The sequence below is a fragment of the Fibrobacter sp. UWR2 genome (assembly GCF_002210285.1).
In the GTDB taxonomy this organism is placed as follows: domain Bacteria; phylum Fibrobacterota; class Fibrobacteria; order Fibrobacterales; family Fibrobacteraceae; genus Fibrobacter.
This window is the reverse complement of the sequence record NZ_MWQE01000003.1, coordinates 46,123-70,917: the sequence shown is the minus strand read 5'-3', so window position 1 is coordinate 70,917 and position 24,795 is coordinate 46,123. Positions and strand designations below refer to the sequence as shown.

The window sequence follows — 24,795 nt, the reverse complement described above, 5'->3', positions numbered from 1 at the left end:
AGGGAAATCTATTCCTTGTTCTTTAGGCAACGAACGGAAACAGGAGTCTTCTTGTTAATATCTTCAGCGATGTAGGGACCTGCATTTTCCGTCAGTTCCCATTGAAAAACGCCATTTTGATAAACTTCCGATTCGGTTGTAGACCAGAAGCGGGTGTAATAATCACCACTTCCAGCCGAGGTTCCGGCAGGAACGACTGAAAAACCGAACTCATCTGTAATTTGCTCGTTATAGCCAAAATTCCATGCGCCCTTGGCCTTTAAAGCCTCCGCGACCGTGCTAGCCTTCTTGTTCTGCTCAACATAGGTGTTTAGAGTTTCCCAATCTTTTTTACTGGGAATTCTCCATCCCTCGGGGCAGATGCCCTGTACGGGATCATTCAATAATCCCCTAGCCTTTTCATTCTGGTATTTCTGCGGCAAGGCAACTGCGGTCGTCCATAGATACAGCGTTCCACCCTTTTCACAATTTATGGGTTCAAGCCCCTTGCACGATGCACCTGTAATAGAATCCGTATCGTAAGACAGATTTTGGGCGAACCAGGTTTGCGTTCCGATATCTACAATCTTGTACGTCTTCCCGTTCCGATCATCCGTAAAGGTCTTGTAGTCAATATCTGGATTTGTATAATCGATAGTTTCTTCATCGTAAATCGATGCCAGACGCCAGTCCACCCCGCATATGTATTTTAATCCTTTTTCGTCTATAACGACCTCATCCTGGTTTTTAGCTGTACAAGACTTCTTTAAACGGATCTCGATATCAGAGGCTTCATTCCATGTATGGAAATAGCATACGTAGTAAAGCATCGCTTTGTACTCGTCAACATACATGGAATCCATTTTTCCGAGATTGTCGTCGTTGCATTCTTCTAAGGCTGAACTCGAACTGCTTTCTACTGTCTTGGAGCTGGAACTGTACTTCGGCAATTCACAGGGGCCCGGAGGGTCTCTTTCCCACGCGAAAGCGGACATCCATGTATGCGGATCCATTCCATCGTGCTTGGAAAACAGTTTCGCGAGAGTCGTGTCGAGATCCGTTTTAACATCTTCTGTTTCGGGGCACCATTTACCGTCCAGACAGCTTAGGGCGTATTTCCAAAAGAGATAATCCCACACTTGGAACGATTCCGGAGAGGCCAGCACATAGGGCAATGTATAAGCGTGGATGGAATCTATGTCAACCGGACAGCCGACGGAATCTTGCGGAAGGAACCAGCTTGGACCAACATGAAGGGTGTCCTGGATATAATCGTAATATATCTTGTGCACAACCTCGTCGGTTCCCCTCTTGTGGACGCGCATTATTACAAGATAAGACAACATGTCGTCTTCGCGTAAAATATCAATTCTTCCGTTGCGTTCGCCAATGTAGGGCGCTTCGATGGTCTTCTTGAAAGAAACGGGGAATGCCTGGAAGTATTGTACCGAATCGACCTTGGCCGGGACTTTCCATGACTGGAAATACAGGGCGCAGGCAAGCGAAAAGTCCTTATGTGCATCCGTAAACGAAGTGAGCGTGACACTGTCCGCGTTTATGTGAGCGAGAGTTCCTAGACGTTTCTTGTACTTATCGAATGACATGGGAATGATGAGGCTGTCTTCACCGCTCATCAGCTTGCACCGGGAAAGCGTCGTGTCGCCTTCGAAGTATTGCGGTGCCACGCTGGGCGTTATGGTGAGGAACAGGGAACCGTTCTTGTAAGGATAAGAGTCTATTCTCGGGGAAAAGCTCAGGTAAAAACGGTCAGTATGCTTGAATATTTTTCCGGGCTTTTCGGAAGGGACGATATCGAACATGACCGTCGTCTGGTTACAGGTCGACACTGCCGAGATTTCGACGGTGTGCTTTTTTTCGTCGGGCAGGGGAAGCGCCTGCCGTCCCCATTTCGATTCGACCGTCTCGACCTTTTTACCGTCAATCTTGTATGTCAAGGAACTTGAATCCTTACATTGGTGGAATCTTGGCGAAACATCAAAAACGACGGTGTCGATATAGAAGTTTCGTTCAATGGTATAATGGTCGCCATCGCCAAGTTCTCCGTTGAAGAGATAGGAATCCTGATACGCGGCGAGTTCGTAAATAGCGTCCGTCCCGTTATAATGGAGAATCCTCACGGAAAGCGAATCGGAGTATTCTATAGGCTGCTCGGGTTCCTTCGGGCCGTCCGAAGGGGAGTCGCTACACCCGACAATCCATGCACATAAAGAAATCAAAAAAAGAATCTTCTTCATAGGTCAAGCCAATTCCGTTACTGGTACTGATAATAGCCGTCGTTATAGGAATACAGGATAATCGAGCCCGGGTTCAGGTTTGCGTTTCCCTTGGCGCTCGGGATAATCTTGATGGAGTTCGTGTTCTCGCAAAGTCCGAATACGGTCTGGTTGTCAAAAGTAAAATTGCCCTCGTCGTCGACATCGACTTCGGCGCCGGCATTCACCTGCAGGTGGCGCAGTGAAATTCTCTTTTCAAAATAGGCGGTGTCGAAGCCGTTGATATGGAGCGTCGAGGAATCCGTACGCTTTACCATCCGCGGCAGTTCCGTGTCGGCACTTACGGAATCGACCGTAGCGTTACCGAAGGTACCCGAAAGCGACCAACTGACCGTAACAGGTTCCTGTACGGGAGCCTCGGACGGATCGTCCGAAGAACATCCACAAAAAACGAATAGTGCTATAATAAAGAAAAATAATGATTTCATCTGACTTCTCCTTCTATAAAAAAATTCAGATAACAATAAAAAGAACTAACCCTATCGCCTTGTTCCTAGGCGACGGATCTATCCCTTGATATGAATTGCCGAAGCAAACTCCTTCAAGAGAGCCGGGTCTTCCACCTTTTCCCACAGCGTGCCGGTCACGATGATGTTCGCGCCTGCAGCCACGCGGATGGCGGCCGTCTGCGGGTCCTTGATTCCACCGCCGGTAATGATGGTCATCTCGGTCGCCTTGCGGGTGTAGGCGATGTGTTCCACGGGTACGGGCTCTTCGGCGCCACTGCCCGCTTCCAGGTACACATAGCGCATGCCCATGAGTTCTGCCGCGATGGAGTTCACCATGCTGAGCTTGGGCTTGTTCGCGGGTACGGGCATGGTACCGCTGATGTATTCCACCGTCGTTCGCTTGCCGCTGTTGATGAGCTGGTAGGCCGTCGGGATGGCTTCCATATTGAGCGCACGAACGAGCGCGCCACCGCGCACCTGCTCGTCAATCAGGTAGTTCGGATTGCGGCCACTTACGAGAGTCATGAAGAGCATCGCATCGAAACCGGGAACCACCTGCGAGGCACCACCCGGGAAAAGGACCACGGGCAGGTCTACCGCCGCCTTGAGGGCAGCCACCTGCTTGGGGAGCGTGAAGTTCCCAAGGTACGAACCGCCAACGAGCAAGAGGTCGGCGCCGTTCTCGGCGGCCATCGAACCCGCCTTAACGAATGCGGCCTCGTCCGAAGTATCGGGGTCGAGCAGCACCGCAAAAAGGGCACCGCGCTTTTCGATTTCAGCATTCAAGCGGAGTTCGGTCTTACCTGGTTTCATAATAAATCCTTCGTTCCTAAACGGAACATGTACTATAAAGATACAATATTTCGGCGCAGCAACCACCTGACCACCAGGCGAGTCAACGCTTTTCGCCCGATATCCACCCCCTTCTGCTTCACAAAAACGCAAAAAGAAGGCGGGCCTCAGCCCGCCTTCCTGCTCCCCCCCGTTTGTGGGTCCTCTCCTTTCCCCCTAACAGATCTACAGCATATCAGTTCTTCACGCAGCGGACAGGCATGTTCATAAAAAGCCATTCGTAATCGAAACCCGATCGAATATACATGGTTTCATATCTCGCCCAACCATCAAGAATACCATACCCCGTAACATCCACAAACCATCGATTATCATACCCATACGGGGGTTCATACTTAGAGTCGTAATCTTCAGGAGTTTCCAAATCCCCATCCGCCCAATCTTCCTTATAGAAGGGGACCGCATAAATTGGAGCGTATACATTAAGGAAGCGATTTCCAGCCTGTTCCCATTCTATTTGAAGACTGGTATGGTGCCCCTCCCAAGTCGGCAACAACCGCAGACCAAAACCAACAGGTCCATCCGTATATTCGGACTGCAAAAGGTACATCACGACTTCCTTTTTCCCTACATTGAATGCATCCCCTACATACTTGTACAGACCGTTCCAATCGTCCGCCGTCGCAACATGCCAACCATCGGGGCAAACCCCCTGGTGATTCACCGAATCAATCATTTCCATCGCCATTTGGTATTTATACTTGGCTTTGCGCTCATCCACTGTTGCTTCTTCACATGTCGCAGACAAGTCCCAGGGGCTGCCACAGCGATAATCAAGCGTTGCAGAATCAACATTAGGCCAATCCTGATATTTCGCCACACATGCTTCATATTCCTCAAAGCCCGGACGGTAGTATTCCTCGCATTCTTCCTTGGTCCAAACGATTGACGAATCGAGAGCAAGTGCATCTCGCCACGTATAGAGCCTGCCGTATACTTCGCAGCGGCGATCTTTGTCATCAAGGCAACGGGATTTTCCATACTCGTATTTGAGGTTTTCTGCCATCCATGTCTGCATCTTTCCGTCGATATTGTAAGTCACCGTCCGGTACGTCCTACCATCGCGAGAATCCGTCATCGTTCCGTTTTCCGGATGTACTTTTCCGGCCTCACCCATCTCGATTCTCCAGCCTTCCGATCGGCAGACCAGGTACATACTTGTATCGGCAAGCTTTACCGCATCCCCTTCGCGACTTTTCGTGCAGAAGCCTTCACCCGCAACCCTCATATACACGCCTGCCAAAACCTTCGAATAAGCAAACTCTTCTTTATAGACTGATAAAACTTCTTCCTCTAATTCCGAAGAATCCAGCACATCATGGTTCATGCGGGAAATCCACCATTTCCAAGAAAGTTCCTTGGAAAGCCGCGACATAAAGCGTTTCCTTGTTGCTGAATCCAATTCATCCAGGCTTCCGTTCCGTTCAAGGACACTCTTAACCGAATCAACGGAATTCCATTCTGTCTCCCCCAGCCTGTAAAACATCGTCGAGACAGCAGCTTCTGTCATGATATATTTTTTATTTTCTAGGATTTCGCCGCTTTCAAATCCATTGAACCCATCGGTAATGCCAAGCGCCTCCAAAGCCGCACTTTCCGAAAGAAGATCAAGACTATCGTGAGCAACGCCTTCCTTTGCCAGATAACGCCAAAGCGCCGTCTTGAAAGTCGTCAACAGATTCAGGGTCACTTTTTTTGTTTTCCTGACATCGGCAATAGCCACGAGATTGTCCCAAGAATCATCATCATTCCGGCCAAGGACTCGTACCAAAACATACGGGCTCTCAAGAGCAACATTCTTGAAGCTGAAATTGTCGCCATCTTGCCGGAGTGTATCAGAATACGAAACTCCCGTTTCAGCAAAGCTGGTCGAATCCAGTTCGTAAAGCCACGCAATAGAACCAGGCCGGAACCCTTCTATGGTAAACGCGCTATCCTGTAGGGGATCCGAATTCGCCAAAACGCGGTACGCAGCAGCCCTTAAGGTAATATCCTTGATATCCGCATACACACCTGTCTCTTCGGCAGAGCCTCCCGCTATCGGCTTGTCGTCGGTAGAGCACGCCGCAAACATCAAGGCGAGCGGCATCACCACACTGCAAATAAATTTGCTACTCATTTCAAAGTAATTCATGATCTCCTCCTAACCCTTCTTGTTTCCGTTCTTGTTCGTCATCGGGAAGAACTGGATGTTCATACGGTAGACTTCATCCGTTTCGTCTTCACGCGTGGCAATCGCGACAACCCTCTTGCGGAATTCTGCGATTTCCTTGACAATTTCTTCGTAGGCGTTGCGCGTAATACCAAGCGTAAGGCCCGAAAAGTTGCGTTCATCCTGCGGCACGTTCTCAATGGCCTCGAGAGCAATTTCGCCCATCTGGCGATGAAGCCCGCGCACGGCCACCGGGGTCACACCCATCGGGCCCGTCGTCACGGACTTTTCAGTCTGCTTGTAATTACCGGCTTCGTCTTTCTTGAGCAGTTCCGCACTCACGAGGAACTTGAGCGTTTCACTCACCTCGGCAGCACTCACCTTCGGGCGGCAAGCATGCGCGAGCGCCAGCGGCTTTGCCCCCGGCATGGCAGGAGCAAGCTCACGAATCACCGGATTCTTCCAGTCACTAAAGAACCGGAAGGAATCCCCTTCCAGGATTTTCACCTTGTGTGCATCGGCAATCGCGAGCATCCTGCTGAACGCAGCCTTCTTCTCGGCATCCTTCTTCGCATGGTCGAACTTGACCATCTCGCAGAAATATTCCTGTTCAAAGCCCGCAAGTTTCATCGCCTGCGCAACGCGAACAGCCGCCTCGCCACTCAGGTTGTAACGCCCCTCGCTTACGTACTTCAGGTAGACCGGCGAAGTGAACCCCGCCGCATTCGCAAATTCCGGCCAAGTGAACGCAGATTTTGCCTTTCTCTCGGCATAATAGTCCGCGATATACTGGCGGTAGCCCGTGTATTCAAGTATATCCTTCATTTTTCCTCCAAACAACGACCGCACCGATTGCTCCCCTCCTGATTTATCTCAGGTTTATGGCCATGCGGGCCGTTCCGAGATTAAATATAAACACTATTTTTCCAAAAGTCAATAGTTTTACAATAAAAAATCAAAATTTTTGTTTAAATTTCACAATTTTACAAACCTATTTTAAAATTTGCCATATTTACACGATAAATTTAGAATATAAAAGAAGGCGGGCATAAGCCCGCCTTCCTGCTCCCCCTATTTGGGCTCCCCCTTTCCTCCTAACAGAATCACAACATATCAGTCCTTCACGCAGCGGACAGAATGTCCATACTCAAAGCCTGTAATTTGAGTAACATTTCCATACTCATCAGCAGGGTTTACACAATAGGGAAGATGATTCTTGCCATTTTCTTTACTCCTTATTTTAAACGGAGACTTATGACCGTCGCCCCACGCAGAAAAACAGCCATACGCCCCTAAGCCAAAATCTCCTGCTACATGCTGCGGATTAGTGCCGTCAACGTATTCTGTACTGTAGTACCATTCCGGAAGATCCCGACGGTCGACACGGCCAGCCGGCAACATATTGAACCCAAAGGCATCTTTTCCATCAGATCCCGCCGTCCATGTCGTTGTTTTAAAGGCCGCAGACACATCATCGGCATAGCCGATTTCATCAAACGCGTAATCAATCAAATTCGCCCAATCATCCGGAGTTGCAACATGCCAACCCTCCGGGCAAACACCTTGAACATCCGCCGAATCGAAAGCATCAAACACACGATCTCTCGCTTCTTCATAGCCTTTGCAAAGTTCATCCTCATTACCAGCCTCCGAGGGAGCCGGATAGAAGCACGCCCATTCCTTCGCAACAAACGCCGTATCCCTAGGAACCTTGAACGTTGTCCACATCGAATACAGGCGCCCGTAAGTTTCGCAATTGGACGGGTCATCATCGTAACACCAAGAGCCGTCAACAGCATAATTCAAATTTTCCGCAAACCAAGTCCATGTCGTATCCTTGTATGTAAACGAAAATGTCTTGTACTCCTTACCATCACGATCGTCCGTCATCGTTCCAAGATTTTTCTGCAATTCCTTTTCACGAACCCTCCAATAATCGTCTTCACATACTACATAGACATAATAACCATGATCAAATGATTCTCCCTGACGACTCTCGGTGCAATCGCCCTTTCTGTACGCAATCTTTATTACAACATTAAAGAAGTACTTTTCTGCCAATTCCGCAACAAGGGTATCCGTTGAATCAAGCCCCAAAAGCACAAGGAATTCCGGCTCACGTAGCAAATGGAACATCATCTCCGCATGTTTCTGGTCAAAATAACGCTCGTAAGTAAGTGCTCTCCAATTGCCATCCTCAGCAATGTCGGCAGCCGCAAGGTCTACCGCCGCAAGGGAACCTTCAAACAGATAACTGGTCATAATGAACACAGGGAAAATGGAACTCGTTTTTTTTGAGTAATCCACCTTGTCGAACGCGTCTAAAGTTTCGCGTATTCCAAGCGCATGTAACACATCCGTTTCAGCCTGGGTCTTCGCTTCTGCAAAGGTTAGCCCCGATTTTGCGAGGTTAAACACGCGGCCTGTCGCCAAGGTCGTCAGTATATTAACCTTCACATCTTTTGTCTTGCGCAAATCCACAACGGTCCTATAAGTAGTCTCGGCCAGCGAATCGTCCGGATAATACGACAACATACCGCCAGGATTCTTCACATTCAAAGCAATATTTCCAGTAACCTCGACAACAGCGAACGGGCTCTCGGGAGAAACATCCTTCACTTCGAAATTACCGTCATTATCCGATTGCGCCTGTGCAAACGGTTCTTCGGAAATTTCAAATGTCGCCGTATCGACTCCGAAAAACTTTACCCGGGCTCCCTCGGCATAAGCAGATCCCGAGATAACCGCAACCGATTCTTCATCGTCGGATTCCACCTCCTGCGCCTTCACATACAAGTTCAATGCACGACCGGCAACCGTGATGTTTTCAAGCGAAGCGGTTTCTTCAGTGTAGCCACCTTCGTGCACCAACGGCGATTTACCGTCATCTCCAGAACAACCCGAGAAGATCACGAGAGGAACAACCGTCATCATCAGGCAGAATGCAGGCCCAACAAAATCATGCAGCAGCGTGTTTTGTTTTGAAATTTTCATGATATCCTCCTAATCCTTTTTTACACACTTTTTTGTCATCGGAAAGAACTGAACATTCAAACGATATACTTCGTCCGTATCATTCGTTCTCGTTGCAATCGCAATAATTCTTTTGCGGAATTCTGCAATTTCTTGAACAATTTCATCGTAGGCATCATGTGTGACGCCAAGCGTCAAGCCCGAAAAATGGCGTTCATTTTGCGGTACACCTTCTATGGCCCCGAGAGCAAATTCACCCATCTGGCGATGCATTTCGCGAACCGCTACCGGAGTCGCATCCATGGGACCCGTAGACACGCCTATTTCGGTCTGTGCATATTTCCCGTCTTTGTCCTTTTGGAGCAGGTTCGCCTTGACAAGAAAGTTGAGAGTTTCGCTCACTTCGGCTGCGGTAATTTTAGGGCGGCACGCATGCGCGAGAGCTAGCGGCTTTGCGCCCGGCATAGCGGGAGCAAGTTCGCGAATGACAGGATTTTTCCAGCTGTCGAAATAGCGGAACGAGTCCCCTTCCAGAATTTTCGCCTTGTGCGATTCCGCGATAGAGAGCATCTTCTTGAAGATTGCCTTTTTCTCGGCATCCGTCTTTGCGCGGTCAAACCGGACCATCTCATAGAAGTATTCCTGTTCGAATTCCGTCAGATTCATGGCCGCGGCCACGCGTTTCGTGGCGGCATCGCTCAGGTTGAAATATCCGTCGCTCACATACTTAAGGTAGACAGTCGACGTGAATCCTGCCGCCTTTGTGAAGTCCTGCCAGGTGAAAGCCGACTTGGCCTTTTTTTCGGCGTAGTAGTCGGCAATATACCGGCGGTAGCTCGTGTATTCAAGTATTCCCTTCATTGTTCCTCCTAGCATTCTAAATATAACCTCCGAAATAAGAAAAATCACTTTTTTCTACAATGTAAAATTAGCGATTTTATTAAAATTTCGCCATTTTTAAATAAATTTCTAAAAAATCATCATATTTTCCCAATGTAAACTTCCAAAAAAAAGCGAAGCAACTCGAAAACTGAATTTAGCGCAAAAAAAAGAAGATAGGCGCAAGCCTATCTTCCTTCCCCTCCTAGCCCTATTCCTCCTTTTTAGGGCATTCCCCTCCTATTTTTGCAATTTAAGGTGTTTAATCCATGACGCAACGGACGAAACCCGTTGTTGCCGGTCCATAATAATGTTCAATTACAAAATGAGAGTGGCTACCAAGACGTTCCCCCGAATAACTATAACTAACAATCGTTCCGAACACACCAGCCCACGACATGCTAACCTCCGGCTTAAGAGCACTTTCAGGCAAGAACGTCGGAGCGAACAGGTACTTCATCGGATAGAATTGTATCTTGAACCAACCATTAGCCCCTCGCACACGAGCCACCATATCCATGCCGAATCCCGTCGGATTGCCAAAGGACTGCATCAACCAGTTTGTTTCCTTGCCCAACTCGGCACCAAAGTTATTCCTCAGGTACGAGAACAGAGTTTCCCATTCTTCGTATCGAGCCACATGCCAACCTTCGGGGCACATGTTAAAATTCAGGACATCCAACGAATCGGCAATCATATCCCACTTCACACTATCGTAATCGACATAGCCATCTTCGTCTTCCCAGGCTCCCTTAAAGTACGCAGAATCCAGCATAGACACGAACGAATACATGCGACCAATGGAACTATTCGATGACACGCCCTCGAAACATTCGTCATCAAAACAGAATGACCCCTCTGCCTCGTACTTCAGGTTTTCCGCCATCCATGTCTGCGACATTCCATCCAGATCGAGAGTCACAGTCTTGTACACCTTGCCGTCGCGGGCGTCCGTCATCGTTCCGAACGTGTGATTGATGCGGGCGCCGTTCCTCTCGCGAAGAGCAATATCCCAGGAACCGGACGCGCACATCAGTTCAAACAGATTGCCCGAAATATCGGCAAATGTTCCCTCCTTCTCGGCCGAGCATGTTCCATGCTCAAACACAGACGCAAGCAGGTTCGCATAATAAGTTTTCTTCTGCAGGCATTCTTGGTAATACTGGGCAGAGCCCTCACCGCGCCTTTCAAAGCTCCAAGGAGAAAATTGCACAACCGTGAAAATATTCAGGCCCTCTATCGACGTTTCAAGCGCTCTCCTTGTCGAATCCGACAATCCTGCAACCGAACCCGCCGCGCCAAACTCTTCTCCAACTTTTTCCAGAAGATCATACGGGACACCTTCACTCAAGGCAGCCTGCCGTATGGCTGGTGACTCGCCGAATGCAAAGGCACTCATGAGTTCTGATTCAGCCTGCGTTTTCGCTGCGGCAAACGACGAACCGGACGCGACAAGATTCGCGATTCGGTAATACGCCAAATGCGACATAGCGTCAATAGCAAAAGAACCCGAATCTCGCACGTCCACAATCGCCTTGAGTGACACCTCCCCTGCAACAGCCTCTATCAGGACTACGGGACTTTTCAACGTGATGTCCTTAAACTTGAACGATCCGGTAGCTGTTCCCTCGTCACAGGGATTAGTTACTTCGCCGGTCAAGGTATCCGGTTCTGTTGTACAGATATTGGCCGTAATGGCCACACTGTCCAGCGGTTCCAAGGTTACCGTATCCAGTTCCGATAAACGGGCTTCGCCCCCATACAGGAAAAGATTCGACGGAGCAGACACCGCAATTTCACCGGAACCGCCATCGCTTTCAAGGGTGCGTGCATAATAAGCCCGCGCCGCTACCGTGATATCTTTCAGGGCGTAAACGCTCGGCTCTTCCGAAGCACCGCCCGAGACGGACTTGTCATCGGAACACGCCACAAGTGCGCTCGTCTGGAAAGCCGCGAACATCATGGCGAGCGGCATCGCCATACTGCAGATAAACTTTCTGCTCATTTTAACATTATTCATGATTTCCTCCTACCCTTTTTTAAAACCTTTCTTGTTCGTCATCGGGAAAAACTGCATGTTCAGGCGATACACCTCGTCTGTCGCGTCATCCCGAGTAGCGATCTCAATAATTTTCTTGCGGCAATCATTAATCACTGCGACAATCTCGTCGTAAGCGCTGCGGGTGATACCCAAGGTCACGCCCGAAAAATGACGTTCATTTTGCGGCACGCCCTCAATGGCGTCAAGCGCGATTTCACCCATCTGGCGGTGCAGCCCGCGGACAGCGACGGACGCTGCCGCCATCGGCCCAGCCGTCACAATCTTATCGGACTGTTTGTAATTGCCGGCGGCATCTTTCTTGAGCAGGTTTGCCTTGACCAAAAAATTCAGAGATTCACTGACTTCGGCGGCAGTGACCTTCGGGCGGCATGCTTTTGCCAGAGCAAGCGGTTTTGCCCCGGGCATAGCGGGAGCAAGTTCGCGAAGCACCGGATTCCTCCAGCTGTCGAAATAGCGGAACGCGTCGCCCTCGATAACCTTGGCATTGCTCTGCTTTGCAATGGAGAGCATCCTGTCAAAGATTTCCTTCTTTATGTTGTCCGTAATAGCATGGTCGAACTCTACCATCGCGCGGAAATACTCCAGCCGGTTCCCGTCAAGCCCCATGGCCTTGGCCACGCGCTCTACGGCTTCTTCTCCCAGGTTGAATCTCCCCTCACTTACGTATTTCAAATGGACCGACGAGGAGAACCCCGCCATCCTCGCAAACTCGCGCCAGGTAAATGCGGATTTCACTTTCCTTTCGGCGTAAAAATCCGCGATGTACTGACGGTAGCCCGTGTATTCAAAGATATCTTTCATTTTTCCTCCTAACCGATTCCCTGTTTCTGGGTGGGTTACGCTCTAAATATACCTCTTATCCTGCAAAAGTCAACTTATTTTACAATACAAAAATATCGTTTTTATTAAAATTTCAGCAATTATAATAAAAATCATAAAAAAGTTGTCATTTTCAGCAACACAAGAACAAATAATCCGCCAAGGGAACTCCATTACCTATATTTATGGCATGGAACTTTTCACCAGGGTAGACACCTCCGCGGCCGACTTCAGGATCGACTACACGAGCCGCATCGCATTTTTCGGGTCGTGTTTTGCAGACAACATATCGGCGCAGTTTAGCGCGCGCAAGTTCAATGTTCTCGCGAACCCGTTCGGGACGGTGTACAACCCGGTATCTATCGCAGGGCAAATCAGGGCGATTGCCGACGGGAAAGTTTTCGGGGAGGGAGACGTCTTTCAGGATGCGCGAACGGAACAAGATGCCCGCGGGCCCTGGCACAGCTGGGATGCGCACAGTTCGCTCTCGGCCGCAACGCGCGAGGAATGTATCTCGAAACTGAACGCTGCCGCAGATAGCGCGAGAACTTTTTTGCAGCAGGCCGACACCGCATTCATTACGCTCGGGACATCGTTCGTGTACTTCCTCAAGGATGGCCGCGTAGTCGCAAACTGCCACCGGCAAAATCCCGCACTTTTTGAACGCAGGATGATTACGGTCGAGGAAGCGGCACGGGCGCTTCGGGAGATCGAGCGCGATCTGCAAAAAATCCGCACCGACATCCGCATCGTGTTTACCGTATCGCCGCTTAGGCACATGGCCGACGGGGCGCACAACAACACGCTATCCAAGGCGACTCTGCAACTCGCCGTGAACGAAATCGTAAAACGCGGGTTTGGGACCGCCGTAATTCCGGCAACATACTTCCCGAGTTACGAAATCGTGATGGACGAACTGCGCGACTACCGCTTCTACGATAGCGACATGGTTCACCTGTCCAAGACCGCAGAGGAATACATCTTCGAGCGCATGGTCGATACCTACTGCAACGAAAAGACCCGCGGAAACATCGCGCGCGTTGAAAAGTTTATGAAGATGGCAGGCCACCGGATTGTGGATATGGGCTCCCCTGCAGCAGAAAATTTTTTGCAGAAGATCCACAGCGAGGCAAGTGTCCTGGAATCACAAATTCCCGGACTGGACCTTAAACTGCCGTAGGGCGGTATCCCAGTAGTTTCATGCTATAAAGCGCGGTACCCTTGCTGATGCTACGCACACCCGTCGCGTAGCCGAATATCTTGCGCAGGGGGACATCCGCCTTCAGGAAGTGCGTCTTGCCGTCGCCCGCGATTTCTTTAACCTTGCCATCGCGGGACTGGATATCGCCCGTCACGAGGCCCGCAAAATTCACGGGGCATTCCACCGAAAGTTCCATGACGGGTTCGTGCAGTTGTACATCTGCAGGCTTCACGAGCTTGATAACGGCATCGCTACACGCCTTCTTGATCATGGGGGGTAGCGCCCCTTCGGTCCACGTGAATTCATGGACTTCGAAGCAAACGCCGACAAGCGCGCCCTTACCCAGGACACCTACCTCGGTAGATTCCAGGAGGGCGGAACGCACGCCCGCGAGGATTTCGCGCGGAGCCGTCTCGAGGAATTCGGCAGAAAGCCGGATGTCGTGCGCATCGCCTTCGAGCGGCGTTGCAGACAACTTAATTGAAATCTTATGAGGGCCAAGCTGGAAGGTATTCTCGACGGGCCCTACCGCATGGCAAAGGCGTTCTTGCCAGCGCACCTCAGGGCTGCCGGCCCGCACTTCGCACCCGAATTCGCGCTTGAGGCGCGCGAGCAGCACATCCAGCTGCACCTCCCCTACGGTATGCAGGTACCAGAAACCGCCATCCAGGTCGTGCTGCACACGGAATGACGGGTCCATGCGGGAAAGCGTATTCAGGCTCTTTTCGACATGCGCGTAGTCTTCGGCACCGATGCATTCCACGCGGGTCTGCAGCAAAGGCTTGTAATTATTGCGAATAGACGGTTGGGCATTGTCGCTGGGCGACTCTTCGGCCTGCAACGACGGCGAAGTTCCATCCGTATAAATCACCTGGCCGAGTTCCGTCTCGAACGGAGTACGCATCGCGTAGATGTCACCCGAACGGATTTCGTCGACAGGTTGCAACAGGTTCGCCTTGAGACGCGAGAACTCGAAACCCGCAGGCCAAGCCTTGCGTTCCATGTCGGTATGGCTACGGAAAAGCGAGATTTCGCCCACGCCCTTGAAATGCCGCAGGCGTATCACCTGGCCAAGTTCACCTTCCGCAAACTGGGGCGGTTCGGGCAAGAAGAACGTGAGCGCTGTAATCAGGCTGCGCACGCCGTAGCCTTCCATCGCGGATCCCGCATAGCAAAGCGCATAATCGTCACTCTTCACCAGTTTGCGCAGCCCGCGCAAAAGCATCTTCGGCGGGACCTTTTTGCCTTCCATCGCCAGCTGCAAAATCTCGTCATCAAAACTGCTCGCAAATTCAACAGCCTCGGCATAATGCTTCTTGAGTTCGCGGGAATTGTCCCAGCCGTCTTCTACGTTCCAGACGTCGTCAATTTCTTCGGCTCCCGATTCCGAATGCACGAGCCTGCTCTGGCTCAGCACATCGAGCACGCCCGTCATGCGCCCATCCTGGTATTCAGGGAGCGTCATCAGCACCGGACGCACGCCCAGGACCTCTTCTATGTTGATGAGGGTCTCGTCGAGCGAATAGTCGGGATTGTCGAGCTTGTTCACATACAGGATGGTACGCACACCCGCTTCGCGGAGCTTCTTGTAGGCCGCAATCGTCTGCGTCTCGACACCGCTTGCTGCACTCACCACAAGCACTGCGCCCTCAACCGCCGTAAGCGCCATATCCACTTCGGCACCGAAATCCACGTGCCCCGGCGTATCGATAAAGTTGAACCAGGTGTTCTTCCACTCGAAATGCGCGACACCGCTTTCAATCGTAATGCCACGTTCCTTTTCTTCGGGCATATAGTCCATCGTGGCGAGGCCCTCTTCGACCTTCCCCGGCCTGCGGACTTCGCCCGCCGCAAACAAGATGCGTTCGGAAAGGGTCGTCTTTCCGGCATCGACGTGCGCGAGAATCGCTATGTTGCGGACAGATTGCGGCATACCCTCAAATCTAACAAAAAAGGAATTCCCTTTTGAGGAATTCCCTTTTAAACGTTGTCGTCCGAAATTACTTGCGGATCTTCTTGGACATGCTGGCGAGGAGCTTGGCCATATCCCTGCCGGTCTTCTTTTTCTTTACGCTCTGGCTCTTGTAAAGCGGAGCATTCATGTAGAATTCGTCCATAAGGTCGTCGATACATGCAATGTCGCTCGTGCTGAGGGCATAGCTGTAGTCTTCCATCTTAAACGTGAGGGCCGGATCCTTTTCGGCATCAATCGTGAAGTCGTCATAGGCGGCCTTGCAATCGTCTTCGTAGTAGGCGAAGCGGAGTTTTTCGGTCACGTCGCACTTGATGCCTTCGTAGGAGAGATTGTACGAAACAGACGTGGGCTGGTTGGAGACGAGGGTGATATTGACACCGGCAGCATTGACAGAGTTGCAGCCGTAGGTAACACGATCCCTTTCGTTGATTTCGAGGAAGTTGAGGATCTCGTCGGCAAAGTCGAGGTCGTCGACAAGGCAGTCCGTATTGATGAAGCCGACATTGGTGTAGGTATTTTCACCAACAACAAAGCCGTTGATGCTGTACTTATCAGCCTGGTCAGCCTGGTAGAGCAAGCCGGCCGGATACGGAAGATCCGGATCGGCATCGTAGAACATCTCGATACCGAGGCTATTCACGTACATGTAAACAGAATCGCGTTCATAATAATCGTAGAATGTGAGCGTATATTTGAACTCATAGTCGGGCTTCCAGACCAACTTGAAGTTTTGTTCTTCACAAACAGAAGAATAGACCTTAGCCTGTTCCGAAGAGCTGTTCCAAGTGTATGCCATCACGTCCTTGATGTAGTATTCAGTCGGAAGGTGACGAGTCTTCTGGACATCGCCGACATGGAAATCACTTTCGACTCTGTTTGCTCCACCATTATCGGAAGTCGTATCAGTCACTGTCACTTCGCAAGCGGAGAACATCAAAAGGCTGATACCGAGGATTAAAAGTTTATTTTTCATAAAATCTCCTTATAATATTTGAGGCACAAAATAGAAATTAACGGACTAAAGCGGTTGTCCGCCGCAAAAAAACGTTGTAAAAAACAGCAACTGCCCCCTCCCGTCAGCCCTACTTCACGCAGCGTACCGAAAATCCGAAATTTTTCGCCTTCGAGGTATAACCGAAGGCCATCGACTTGTTCGTCAGGTACCACACGCGGGCTTCACCCTGCCCGATATCTTCCAGCGCGTCATCGGCGCTCCAGAAGAAGGCGAATTTGGCGAGATTGCCATAGGTGGCGTCGTCGAAACGGTTGCCGGCAGGCATGGCACCAAACTTAAGCGTATCGTTGCCGTTGGTATCGCCCTTCCAGCCGTAAGTCGTCTTGAGCAGGTAGCCCGCATTGTAGTCGGCACCGGCGGCATTCCAGAGGTTCTCGAAATCTTCGTGCTTCGGCAGGCGGAAACCGGAGGGGCATGCACTGCGGGCGGCATCCCACGAATAAAGGCGGCCATAGGCCATGCAGTTGTTCTCGTCGTCATCGAGGCAATAGCTACCTTCGGACTTGAAATTCAGGTTGTCGCCGAACCAGGTGCGCTCCCCGATTTTCACAAGGCGGTAAGTCTGCTTATCACGCGGGTCCTTGAACTCGAGATTTTTGGACTTGGCGGACTTAGTTTTTGCGGGCGAAGCCTTCGCCGGTTTAGATTTTGCGCCGGACTTCGCCGCAAACGAGTTCGTGCAGGCAAGCGCCACCGCCAAGCACATCACAATCAAACGCAGCATCGTCATTCTCCGCGCCAGGTTAACATTTAAGATTCAAACGGACGCACTCGTAACGTGACTCCGAGTTCTTCGCACAGCTTGCGACAGATTTCGATTTTTTCTTCGGGCATCACCTTCTCGACGACAGTCATGACCACGTTCTTCACATGAGCCTTCGCAAGCACGGCGAATTCCTTGAGCGCATCGTAAGACTTGATGCCGAACTTGGAACGCGTGAGCGCCAAAAATTCCTCGGCGTCAGGGGCATTCAACGAAATCGAGACGGTATCGAAGCGGCCTTCGAGTTCGGGCGTGATATCCTTGCCGTGAATCAGGTTCGCAAGGCCGTTCGTGTTGAGGCGCACCTTCAAGTTCGGGTACTTCGCCTTGAGCTTGTCAATCACGCTGCACACGTCGTAAAGGCGTTCAAGCGGTTCGCCGTATCCGCAGAAAATCAGTTCGTTGATGACGTTGAGGTCGTACGCGTCAAAAATTTCCATCACCTGGTCGACACTCGGGTCACCGCCCTTGAGCCAAAGCGTATTGCCTTCCATCATCTTCTTCGTCTGGCGCAGGCAAAAAACGCAGTTGCACGGGCAACGGTTCGTCATGTTCACGTAGATGTTCTTGCCGGTAATGTCGCCACTGTTGGCGATATCCAAATAGCCCGCCTGCCCGACGGTCCCAGTTACAGTATAAACTATCATTAGGCCCCCTTAGTCTTCGATGAGGTCGCGAAGGTACATTTCGACGCTCAGGCCCCAGTGATCGGGAACGTTGTTGTCTTCGCAGTAGCGGATGCACTTGGATGCGAATTCGGCGGCCTTCTTTACCGACTCGTAGAAGTCGTGGCCGTTCAGGTACATGCCGGCGATTACCGCGCTAATCACATCGCCCGTTCCGCTGCGGTCGCCACCGATGCGGTCGGCCATCACGATTTTCGCTTCCTCATCCTTGCTATAAACGTAATTCATAATCTGCGTTTTGCTGTAATGGATTCCCGTAACCACAATGTGCTTGGGCCCCTGTCCAGCAAGCGTCTTGCACATGTTCTCGATTTCGGAGAGGGAGAGATTCCCGTCGCGGTAGTCGCAACCTGTGAGCGAGCAGAGTTCGGTGAGGTTCGGCGTCAAGAGGTCGGCGTAATGCACGAGCGCGCGCATCTTTTCGCAAAGTTCCGGCGTATAGGTGGTATAGAGCCTGCCGTAGTCGCCCATCACCGGGTCGACCAGCGTGAACACGCCATTTTTCTTGAACGTCTTGATAAAGTCGATAACGATGTCCACCTGTTCTTCGGAGCCGAGGAACCCCGTGGCGATGGCGTCGAAACTCATGTCCAGATCTTTGTACGTCTGGATGTAGTCGCGCATCTTGGGTGTGTAATCGTCAAAGAAATACTTGGGGAACTGCGTATGCGTGGAAAGTATTGCCGTAGGCACCGCGACCGCCTGGATTTTCATGGCCGAGATGACGGGTGCCATGACGGCGACCGAGCAGCGGCCGAATCCGGTAATGTCGTTGATAAGCGCAATCTTCTTCTGTGGCATAGCAGTCTAAATCTAGAAATTAATTACGAGTTGCGGCTCGACAAGACGAGCACACGGCCATAAGCAAAAGCAACAGACACGATAACGGCAAGGAGCGTGGGCCCGAAGAAAACGGATTCCTGGTGCGCGGCCACCTGATACACAATAAAGCCTGCAAGCCAAGAGAAAAGGTTCCAGAGCCAGAATCCGAAAGATCCGCTGCGTGTATCCGCATCACCCTTCCCGAAGTAGAACGAGACGAGCAATACAGCAGCCATGGGCGCAAATACCGAGGCAATCAAGTACAGGAAACTAATGTAGTGGTCCATGATTCCCGAGATAGCGAGAGCCGCACTCAAAAGGGCTACGACGACGCCCGCAACCTTCGGGTTGATTTTGCCGTAAATCGCCTTCGAGGATTCGCCTGCAGAATTTGCCGCAAGGAAGTTCGTCGTGACGGTAGAGAGCACCACGATGATAATGCCCGGAATCCCGAGGCCTGCAAGGAGGATGGCCTGCGCGATGTTGTTGCCGGCGCCAATGCCAGCAATCTCGATACCGAGAATGTACATCCAGAGGCTCGCGAACGTGTAGGCCGCCGCAGAAACCGCCGTTGCCTTCACCGGATTTTCAACGTCCTTCGTGTAGTCCGAAATCACCGGGAGCCAGGAGATGGGCATGGCGATGGAAATCTCGAAGATGTTCCAGAAACCGAGCAGTGCGGCAGAAGTTGCAGCCCCTGCAGTAAGCGCGCCAGATGCACCGACACCGAACAACTTAACTGTAAGTACGGCAAGCAATATGGCGAGGGCGGCCATCACGACCGTGGTCACGGTCGCGGAGCGCCTGAGCCCCACAAAAACCCAGATGGCAATCAGCACGGCGAGAATCACGCAAGTAATCGGGAAGGAGATGGGCAGGCTCAGGCCCGCTAGTGCTGAAGCGCCCTGCGCATTCAGCACGGCCACCCACGCGAGCAGCTGGAAAACGTTCAGCGCGGCAAAGAACTTAGAGCCGTACTTGCCAAACGAAGAAGCCGTAGTCTCCATCGCGTTCACGCGGACGCGGGCACCGATAAGACCCACGAAGAACAGCAAGATGCCACCCAGCACGTGCCCGAGGATTAGCGGAAGCCAGAGAGATCCCGGCGCAGACGCCGCACCGATTTCGATACCCGCCTCGATTTCGGAAACCGAGATGGCGACACCGAACCAGATAATTCCATTCGAAAAGAGACCTGTACGTTTTTCCATGATGCACCTCCATGAGGTTCTAAAGACGGCGCAAAAATAGAAATGCGGTCCCTGCATTACAAGGCCAGCAACAATACTACTTTCTTATACAGGGTTATAGATTCTGCCTATAACAGTACATTTTCGTCATTTGCAAAATCACGCGCCAAAATCCTGATCGTCAAGAGTAAACTCGTTCTCGACCGCATCCTGCTTGCGTTCCGCGGTCGCATCAAGCGCCTCCGCATGTCCGCGCAACGCAGCGAACGGATGGAAAATCTTTGCACGGTCCGCCACGCTCATGCGCGGATGTTTCATGAGGAAGTTCCAGTCATTCCGCGGGTACGGCAAGTCGATGATGTCCCTGTAGTCGTCACGCACGGTGACCTCCGATTTGCCCGTTACGCTCGATGGTAGTTGCCCCCTCCTGCAAGTCCATGCCCTTCACGATGGCATTCTTGCCAAAACGTTTCTTGATAAGGAGTTCGGCCTTCAGGCGTTTCTTTTCGCGCTGCTGTTTCTGCACATCGGTAAACAGGTCGTACTGCTCGTAACTCGCGTCCACGATGTCCGCCGCCACCAGGTTCAGGCGGCGCACCGTCAGTTCCGGGTTCACGATGCGGTCAAAAAGTTTCATCACGGCTTCCGCCATCACAGCCTGCGAACTCGTATAGTAGCCGATGTTCGCTGTCCCGTGAGCAGGCTTCGGAATTGTCCGTCCATAAAAATCCACCACGGTCTCGCCATGGTAAATTCCCTTATCCACGTTCTCGCGGTCATAACCCACCGTAAGCACCAACGCATTCGTCACCAGGTCATGCGATACCAGCGTCATCGAGACGGTATCTACCATCTCGCGTACCACAAGGCGTGCCTTCTCGAAGCTGTACGGATCCTGCAGAACCTGGCCCTCGCCCGTACTCTGGCTGCGCGGCTTCGCCTTCTTGATGTCGGCAATCGTGCAGGGCTCGTAACCCCAGGCATGGTCAATCAAAATCTCCGCATTCACGCCGAACATCTTGTACAACGCTTCGGGACTTTTGACACTGGCGCGCGCAAGGTCGCCCATCGTGCGGATTCCACGCCCACCATTCAAGTAGCACTTTTCCAAGCGCGCCGCAATCCCGCGCCCCACCTGCCAAAAACTCGTTATCGGCTGGTGCGACCACAGCTGCCTGCGGTAGCTCATCTCGTCAAGTTCCGCGATGCGCACGCCATCTTCGTCGGCATCCACATGCTTCGCCATGATATCCATCGCAATCTTGCACAGGTAAAGGTTCGTGCCGATTCCGCCCGTCGCCGTAATCCCCGTAGTCGTAAAAACATCCTGGATAATCGTCTTTACCAGTTCCCTTGCCGATTTTTTGTACAACTTAAGGTAACGCGTCAAATCCAAGAAGCACTCGTCGATGGAATAGGCATGGATATCCTCGGCGCTCACGTACTTCAGATAAACGTTGTAAACCTTCGTGGAATACTCCACGTACTTCGCCATCTGCGGCTTGGCAATCAGGAATTCGACCTTCTCGCCCGTACGGCGTTCCACCTCGCGCACCTTCTGGTTCACCTCGAAAAGGCGGGCACGTCCCGGAATCCCGTAGGCCTTGAGCGCAGGCGTCACCGCAAGGCAAATCGTCTTCTCGGTGCGGCTTTCGTCGGCCACCACGAGCTTCGCCTTCAGCGGATCCAGGCCCCGGAGGATACATTCCACCGAGGCGAAAAAAGACTTGAGGTCTATGGCAGCATACGTGCGGGCCATACGCGTCCTTGAATTCTCAGGGCTAATGCCGTGGAATAACCTGTTCGAAATCCTGCACAGTAAGGTAGCTCACATCGGCCCTGCTCAAGTCCGGCGAGGCGGCAAGGCGATTCGCCTGCTTCTCGATAACCTTCTCGAACAGGTTGCGTACAAAGCGTCCGTTGCCGAACCGGCTGTCCTTCTCACGCACCGCATCGGCAATACAGCGCTTCATGGTGGCAGAGGCAGCTTCGCCCATCTTGTAATCGTATTTCGAAAGGAACGACCTGAAGATCTGCGCAAGTTCGTCTTCTGTGTAATCGGGGAAGTTAATATACCTGTTGAATCGCGAAGAGAGACCCGGGTTCGAGTTCACGAAGCGCTTGATTTCCTCGGTGTAACCGGCGATGATGACCACCAGTCTCTCGCGGTCGTCTTCCATGCGCTTCAGGAGCGTATCTATCGCTTCTTGACCGTAGTCGTTCTCGGCGCTCCTTGCAAGCGTATAGGCCTCGTCGATAAACAATACGCCGTCCAGGGCCTCGTCGATTACCTTATTCGTCTTGATGGCGGTCTGCCCCATGTAACCGGCAACCAGATCCGCGCGCGTCGCCTCGACCAGGTGGCCCTTCGCGAGCACGCCCAGGTCCTTGAAAATCTCGGCCATGATACGCGCAATCGTCGTCTTGCCCGTTCCGGGATTCCCGGAAAATACCAAGTGGTACGAAGTCGGAGGGACAGAAAGGCCCTTCTTCTTGCGTTCATTCTGTACGCGGATGAAGTTGTAGAACGTGACAACTTCCTTCTTCACCGTCGAAAGTCCAATAAGCGAATCAAGCTTTTTCACCGCCTCGCCATTCGGGACATGATCCTCTTTCCTGGGACGCATGTTCCGGGCGACAGCCTCCTTCAGAGGAGTATTCTTGTAGTTCACCGTGCGCGTAGAGCACTTCACGAACCCCGTACGGCGCGCAGCCGAGCGGTTGTTCCCGATATAGCGTTCCAAATACTGCAACCATTGCACCTCGTCGGGAGTGAGCGCACCGTCGATGTTCGCGAGCGCCGCAGAATAGTCGTACATGAGACGCATGTACTTACGCACCGCATCCGGAGAGTATCCTCCGAAGATGGCAGCAAACAAGAAAAGTTCACCCGTAGATTCGAGCTGAGCATGGTTCATCTCTAGACTCTGGACCAAGGGACCCATCTCGATTTCCTTATCGACAAACGACTGGAGTACAAGGCGGTTCCAGTCCGTAGAAGCCGGAGCATTCGTACGCAGGCGCAACAGCAGCGAAACAAAACCGCACGACTCGAACTCGTCGAGGCTCATCTCGTGCCCGAGTTTTTCAGAAAGGTAGACGACATCCGAAAGGAAAATGGTCGAAAGTTCCTGGAACGTGTCGTTGCCCTCGCCCAATTCAAAATGCTTGCGCAGGATTTCGGCCACACCATCGTAGTGGATGAAGTCCTTGAAGAATGTCGAGATGGCATTCACCGTCGGTGCGAACCTCGTCATGTACTTCGTGAGTTTCGGGTTTATCGTGCCATCCTGCCTCACGGCGACGGCATACTGCGTATCGCCCGCCAGGGAATGTTCCAGCGGAGAAGTCAGCGCCTCTTTCATCAGGTCGGCAACCTGCTGCGCCGTCTCGTTCGAGCGGAAGCGGGTCCATATGTGAAATCCGATGAGTACGACAACAAGGAAAAGCGCGATAAAGAGGAAATACGATGTAGGGCCCAAAACGGCGGTAAGCTTGATGATTGCCATCGAGCCGACCAACATGACAATCATCATGGCGGCGGTTAGTCCCGAAAGCATCGCGCGGTTAGTCTTCTTTCTCGGCATATCTTTTCCAAATGTATAAAAACCTATTCCCGATGTTCGTACAGATACAGGTTCGCCTCGGGTACAGCGAGTTCGGAGCCCTTGATATGCCATTCGTCGTCGTTGCCGGTGCGATACTTCACCACGACGCGGTAGCGGTTGTCCGTCTGCAAGACTCCCTGCGGAACCGTCCAGAAGTTTTCTGTGCCGACGACCATTTCAAGTTCATAAAAATCGTTCGTATCGACCCCGTAAATCGTGATGGACTTGACCATGTCCTTCGGGTTACGCACCTGGACAATGCTCCAGAAAGTGCTTGCGCCTTCCTTGACCCAGAGCGACGTAGAATCGCCCCACACGCCATCGACGCCTTCGCAACTCACGAACTCCCATTCGCCATAGTAACGGCCCACGCGGTCGCCCATGATATCGGCAGCAGGAGCTCCGCCCAGGTCGACACCGCAATTCGCGTCGGGACAGCGGTCGGTAATGCGTACCGTCACACGCTTCCAGCCATCGGGAGTCTTCGCCTTCACGCGAACGCAGCCACCGCAGGCCGCACCGCCATCCCACGGGCCCTTGTCATCACCCGAAGAAACATTCACATGGATAGCCGCGTAATACTGGATATTCGTTTGTCCATAGTTGCAGGCACCACCGAGGCTCGTTTCTTTTGCGGTAATGCTCCCGTAGGTAGTCACGGAACCCTTGCCGCCGTTTTCAGTGAGTTCCGGGTCGGCTGCCGTATAGCTATCGCAGTCGGTGCACTTGCCATCGTCGCCGTCATCTTCGGAAGATTCCGGAGCAGTTTCGCTGCTGCTAGATTCGGGCCCCGTTTCGCTGGAACTGGAAACGTCGCCGGAACTGGATTCGGGAGTATCGCTCGATGCCGGCGTCTCCGAACTCGACGACTCGACCTCGGCGGAACTCGATACCGGTGCGACACTCGAAGACGAACGTTCAGGCGACAGCGCGGAACTCGACAGAGCCTGCTCCGATGAACTTTCCGTAACTGAGGCATCCGTACCGGAACTGGAATCGTCACCGCAGGCGACAAACGCCGCAGTCAAAAGCGCACATAAAAAAACAAGGACATAAAGTCTCATGTAATACAATAT

At 51.9% G+C, this 24,795-nt stretch carries 20 protein-coding genes; 1 reads left to right on the top strand and 19 read right to left on the bottom strand.

The genetic code is table 11. The features are described from left to right. Window positions 1-8: 8 nt before the first annotated feature. The 9 genes from B7994_RS06200 to B7994_RS06160 form a co-directional block, all read right to left on the bottom strand. Window positions 9-2,234 carry an FISUMP domain-containing protein gene (locus tag B7994_RS06200; protein ID WP_088637610.1) on the bottom strand — a complete coding sequence of 742 codons (2,226 nt, stop codon included), beginning with the start codon at window positions 2,232-2,234 and terminating at the stop codon, window positions 9-11. 17 nt (window positions 2,235-2,251) lie between these two features. After that, window positions 2,252-2,701, bottom strand: a complete 450-nt coding sequence (locus B7994_RS13905; protein ID WP_144063774.1) for a hypothetical protein — start codon at window positions 2,699-2,701, stop codon at window positions 2,252-2,254. Between the two features lie 78 nt (window positions 2,702-2,779). Then, window positions 2,780-3,535 carry a geranylgeranylglyceryl/heptaprenylglyceryl phosphate synthase gene (locus B7994_RS06190; protein ID WP_088637608.1) on the bottom strand — a complete coding sequence of 252 codons (756 nt, stop codon included), beginning with the start codon at window positions 3,533-3,535 and terminating at the stop codon, window positions 2,780-2,782. Window positions 3,536-3,749: 214 nt separating this feature from the next. Then, complete coding sequence (locus B7994_RS14160) at window positions 3,750-5,708, bottom strand: FISUMP domain-containing protein (RefSeq protein ID WP_088637607.1); 1,959 nt, start codon at window positions 5,706-5,708, stop codon at window positions 3,750-3,752. Window positions 5,709-5,717: 9 nt separating this feature from the next. After that, entirely contained in the window at window positions 5,718-6,551 is an 834-nt protein-coding gene (locus B7994_RS06180; protein ID WP_088637606.1) for a TIGR02147 family protein, read from the bottom strand. Window positions 6,552-6,839: 288 nt separating this feature from the next. Next, window positions 6,840-8,720 (bottom strand): FISUMP domain-containing protein, encoded by a 1,881-nt coding sequence (locus B7994_RS06175; RefSeq protein WP_088637605.1) that lies wholly within the window; start codon window positions 8,718-8,720, stop codon window positions 6,840-6,842. 9 nt (window positions 8,721-8,729) lie between these two features. Next, window positions 8,730-9,560 carry a TIGR02147 family protein gene (locus B7994_RS06170; RefSeq protein WP_088637604.1) on the bottom strand — a complete coding sequence of 277 codons (831 nt, stop codon included), beginning with the start codon at window positions 9,558-9,560 and terminating at the stop codon, window positions 8,730-8,732. A gap of 280 nt (window positions 9,561-9,840) precedes the next feature. Then, window positions 9,841-11,598 (bottom strand): FISUMP domain-containing protein, encoded by a 1,758-nt coding sequence (locus B7994_RS06165; protein ID WP_088637603.1) that lies wholly within the window; start codon window positions 11,596-11,598, stop codon window positions 9,841-9,843. A gap of 9 nt (window positions 11,599-11,607) precedes the next feature. Then, window positions 11,608-12,441, bottom strand: a complete 834-nt coding sequence (locus B7994_RS06160) for a TIGR02147 family protein (RefSeq protein ID WP_088637602.1) — start codon at window positions 12,439-12,441, stop codon at window positions 11,608-11,610. A 208-nt stretch (window positions 12,442-12,649) separates the two neighbouring features. Between B7994_RS06160 and B7994_RS06155 the strand changes: the two genes are divergently transcribed. Beyond that, window positions 12,650-13,639, top strand: coding sequence for a GSCFA domain-containing protein (locus B7994_RS06155; protein ID WP_088637601.1), 990 nt, complete (start codon window positions 12,650-12,652; stop codon window positions 13,637-13,639). Here B7994_RS06155 and B7994_RS06150 read toward each other — a convergent pair. From B7994_RS06150 to B7994_RS06105, 10 genes are all read right to left on the bottom strand, one after another. Beyond that, complete coding sequence (locus tag B7994_RS06150) at window positions 13,626-15,593, bottom strand: GTP-binding protein (RefSeq protein ID WP_088637600.1); 1,968 nt, start codon at window positions 15,591-15,593, stop codon at window positions 13,626-13,628. The genes B7994_RS06155 and B7994_RS06150 overlap by 14 nt on opposite strands. A 67-nt stretch (window positions 15,594-15,660) precedes the next feature. After that, window positions 15,661-16,608, bottom strand: a complete 948-nt coding sequence (locus B7994_RS06145) for a hypothetical protein (protein WP_144063773.1) — start codon at window positions 16,606-16,608, stop codon at window positions 15,661-15,663. A gap of 109 nt (window positions 16,609-16,717) precedes the next feature. Then, on the bottom strand, window positions 16,718-17,374 hold the full coding sequence (locus B7994_RS06140; RefSeq protein ID WP_158213092.1) for a fibrobacter succinogenes major paralogous domain-containing protein: 657 nt from the start codon (window positions 17,372-17,374) through the stop codon (window positions 16,718-16,720). A 26-nt stretch (window positions 17,375-17,400) separates the two neighbouring features. After that, window positions 17,401-18,060, bottom strand: a complete 660-nt coding sequence (locus B7994_RS06135; RefSeq protein WP_088637597.1) for a TatD family nuclease-associated radical SAM protein — start codon at window positions 18,058-18,060, stop codon at window positions 17,401-17,403. A gap of 9 nt (window positions 18,061-18,069) precedes the next feature. Continuing rightward, window positions 18,070-18,900, bottom strand: a complete 831-nt coding sequence (locus tag B7994_RS06130; RefSeq protein ID WP_088637596.1) for a pyridoxamine kinase — start codon at window positions 18,898-18,900, stop codon at window positions 18,070-18,072. A gap of 23 nt (window positions 18,901-18,923) precedes the next feature. After that, entirely contained in the window at window positions 18,924-20,132 is a 1,209-nt protein-coding gene (locus B7994_RS06125) for a cytosine permease (protein ID WP_088637595.1), read from the bottom strand. Window positions 20,133-20,270: 138 nt separating this feature from the next. Then, the gene (locus tag B7994_RS06120; protein ID WP_088637594.1) at window positions 20,271-20,492 is read right to left on the bottom strand and encodes a hypothetical protein; all 222 of its coding nucleotides are present in this window, start codon (window positions 20,490-20,492) and stop codon (window positions 20,271-20,273) included. Next, window positions 20,485-21,870: a DNA methylase gene (locus B7994_RS06115; protein WP_088637593.1), complete on the bottom strand. Its 1,386-nt coding sequence runs from the start codon at window positions 21,868-21,870 to the stop codon at window positions 20,485-20,487. Before B7994_RS06115 ends, B7994_RS06120 begins: the two co-directional genes overlap by 8 nt. A gap of 22 nt (window positions 21,871-21,892) precedes the next feature. After that, window positions 21,893-23,698 carry an AAA family ATPase gene (locus tag B7994_RS06110; RefSeq protein ID WP_158213091.1) on the bottom strand — a complete coding sequence of 602 codons (1,806 nt, stop codon included), beginning with the start codon at window positions 23,696-23,698 and terminating at the stop codon, window positions 21,893-21,895. Window positions 23,699-23,721: 23 nt separating this feature from the next. After that, window positions 23,722-24,783: a hypothetical protein gene (locus B7994_RS06105; protein ID WP_233143082.1), complete on the bottom strand. Its 1,062-nt coding sequence runs from the start codon at window positions 24,781-24,783 to the stop codon at window positions 23,722-23,724. Window positions 24,784-24,795 lie beyond the last annotated feature (12 nt).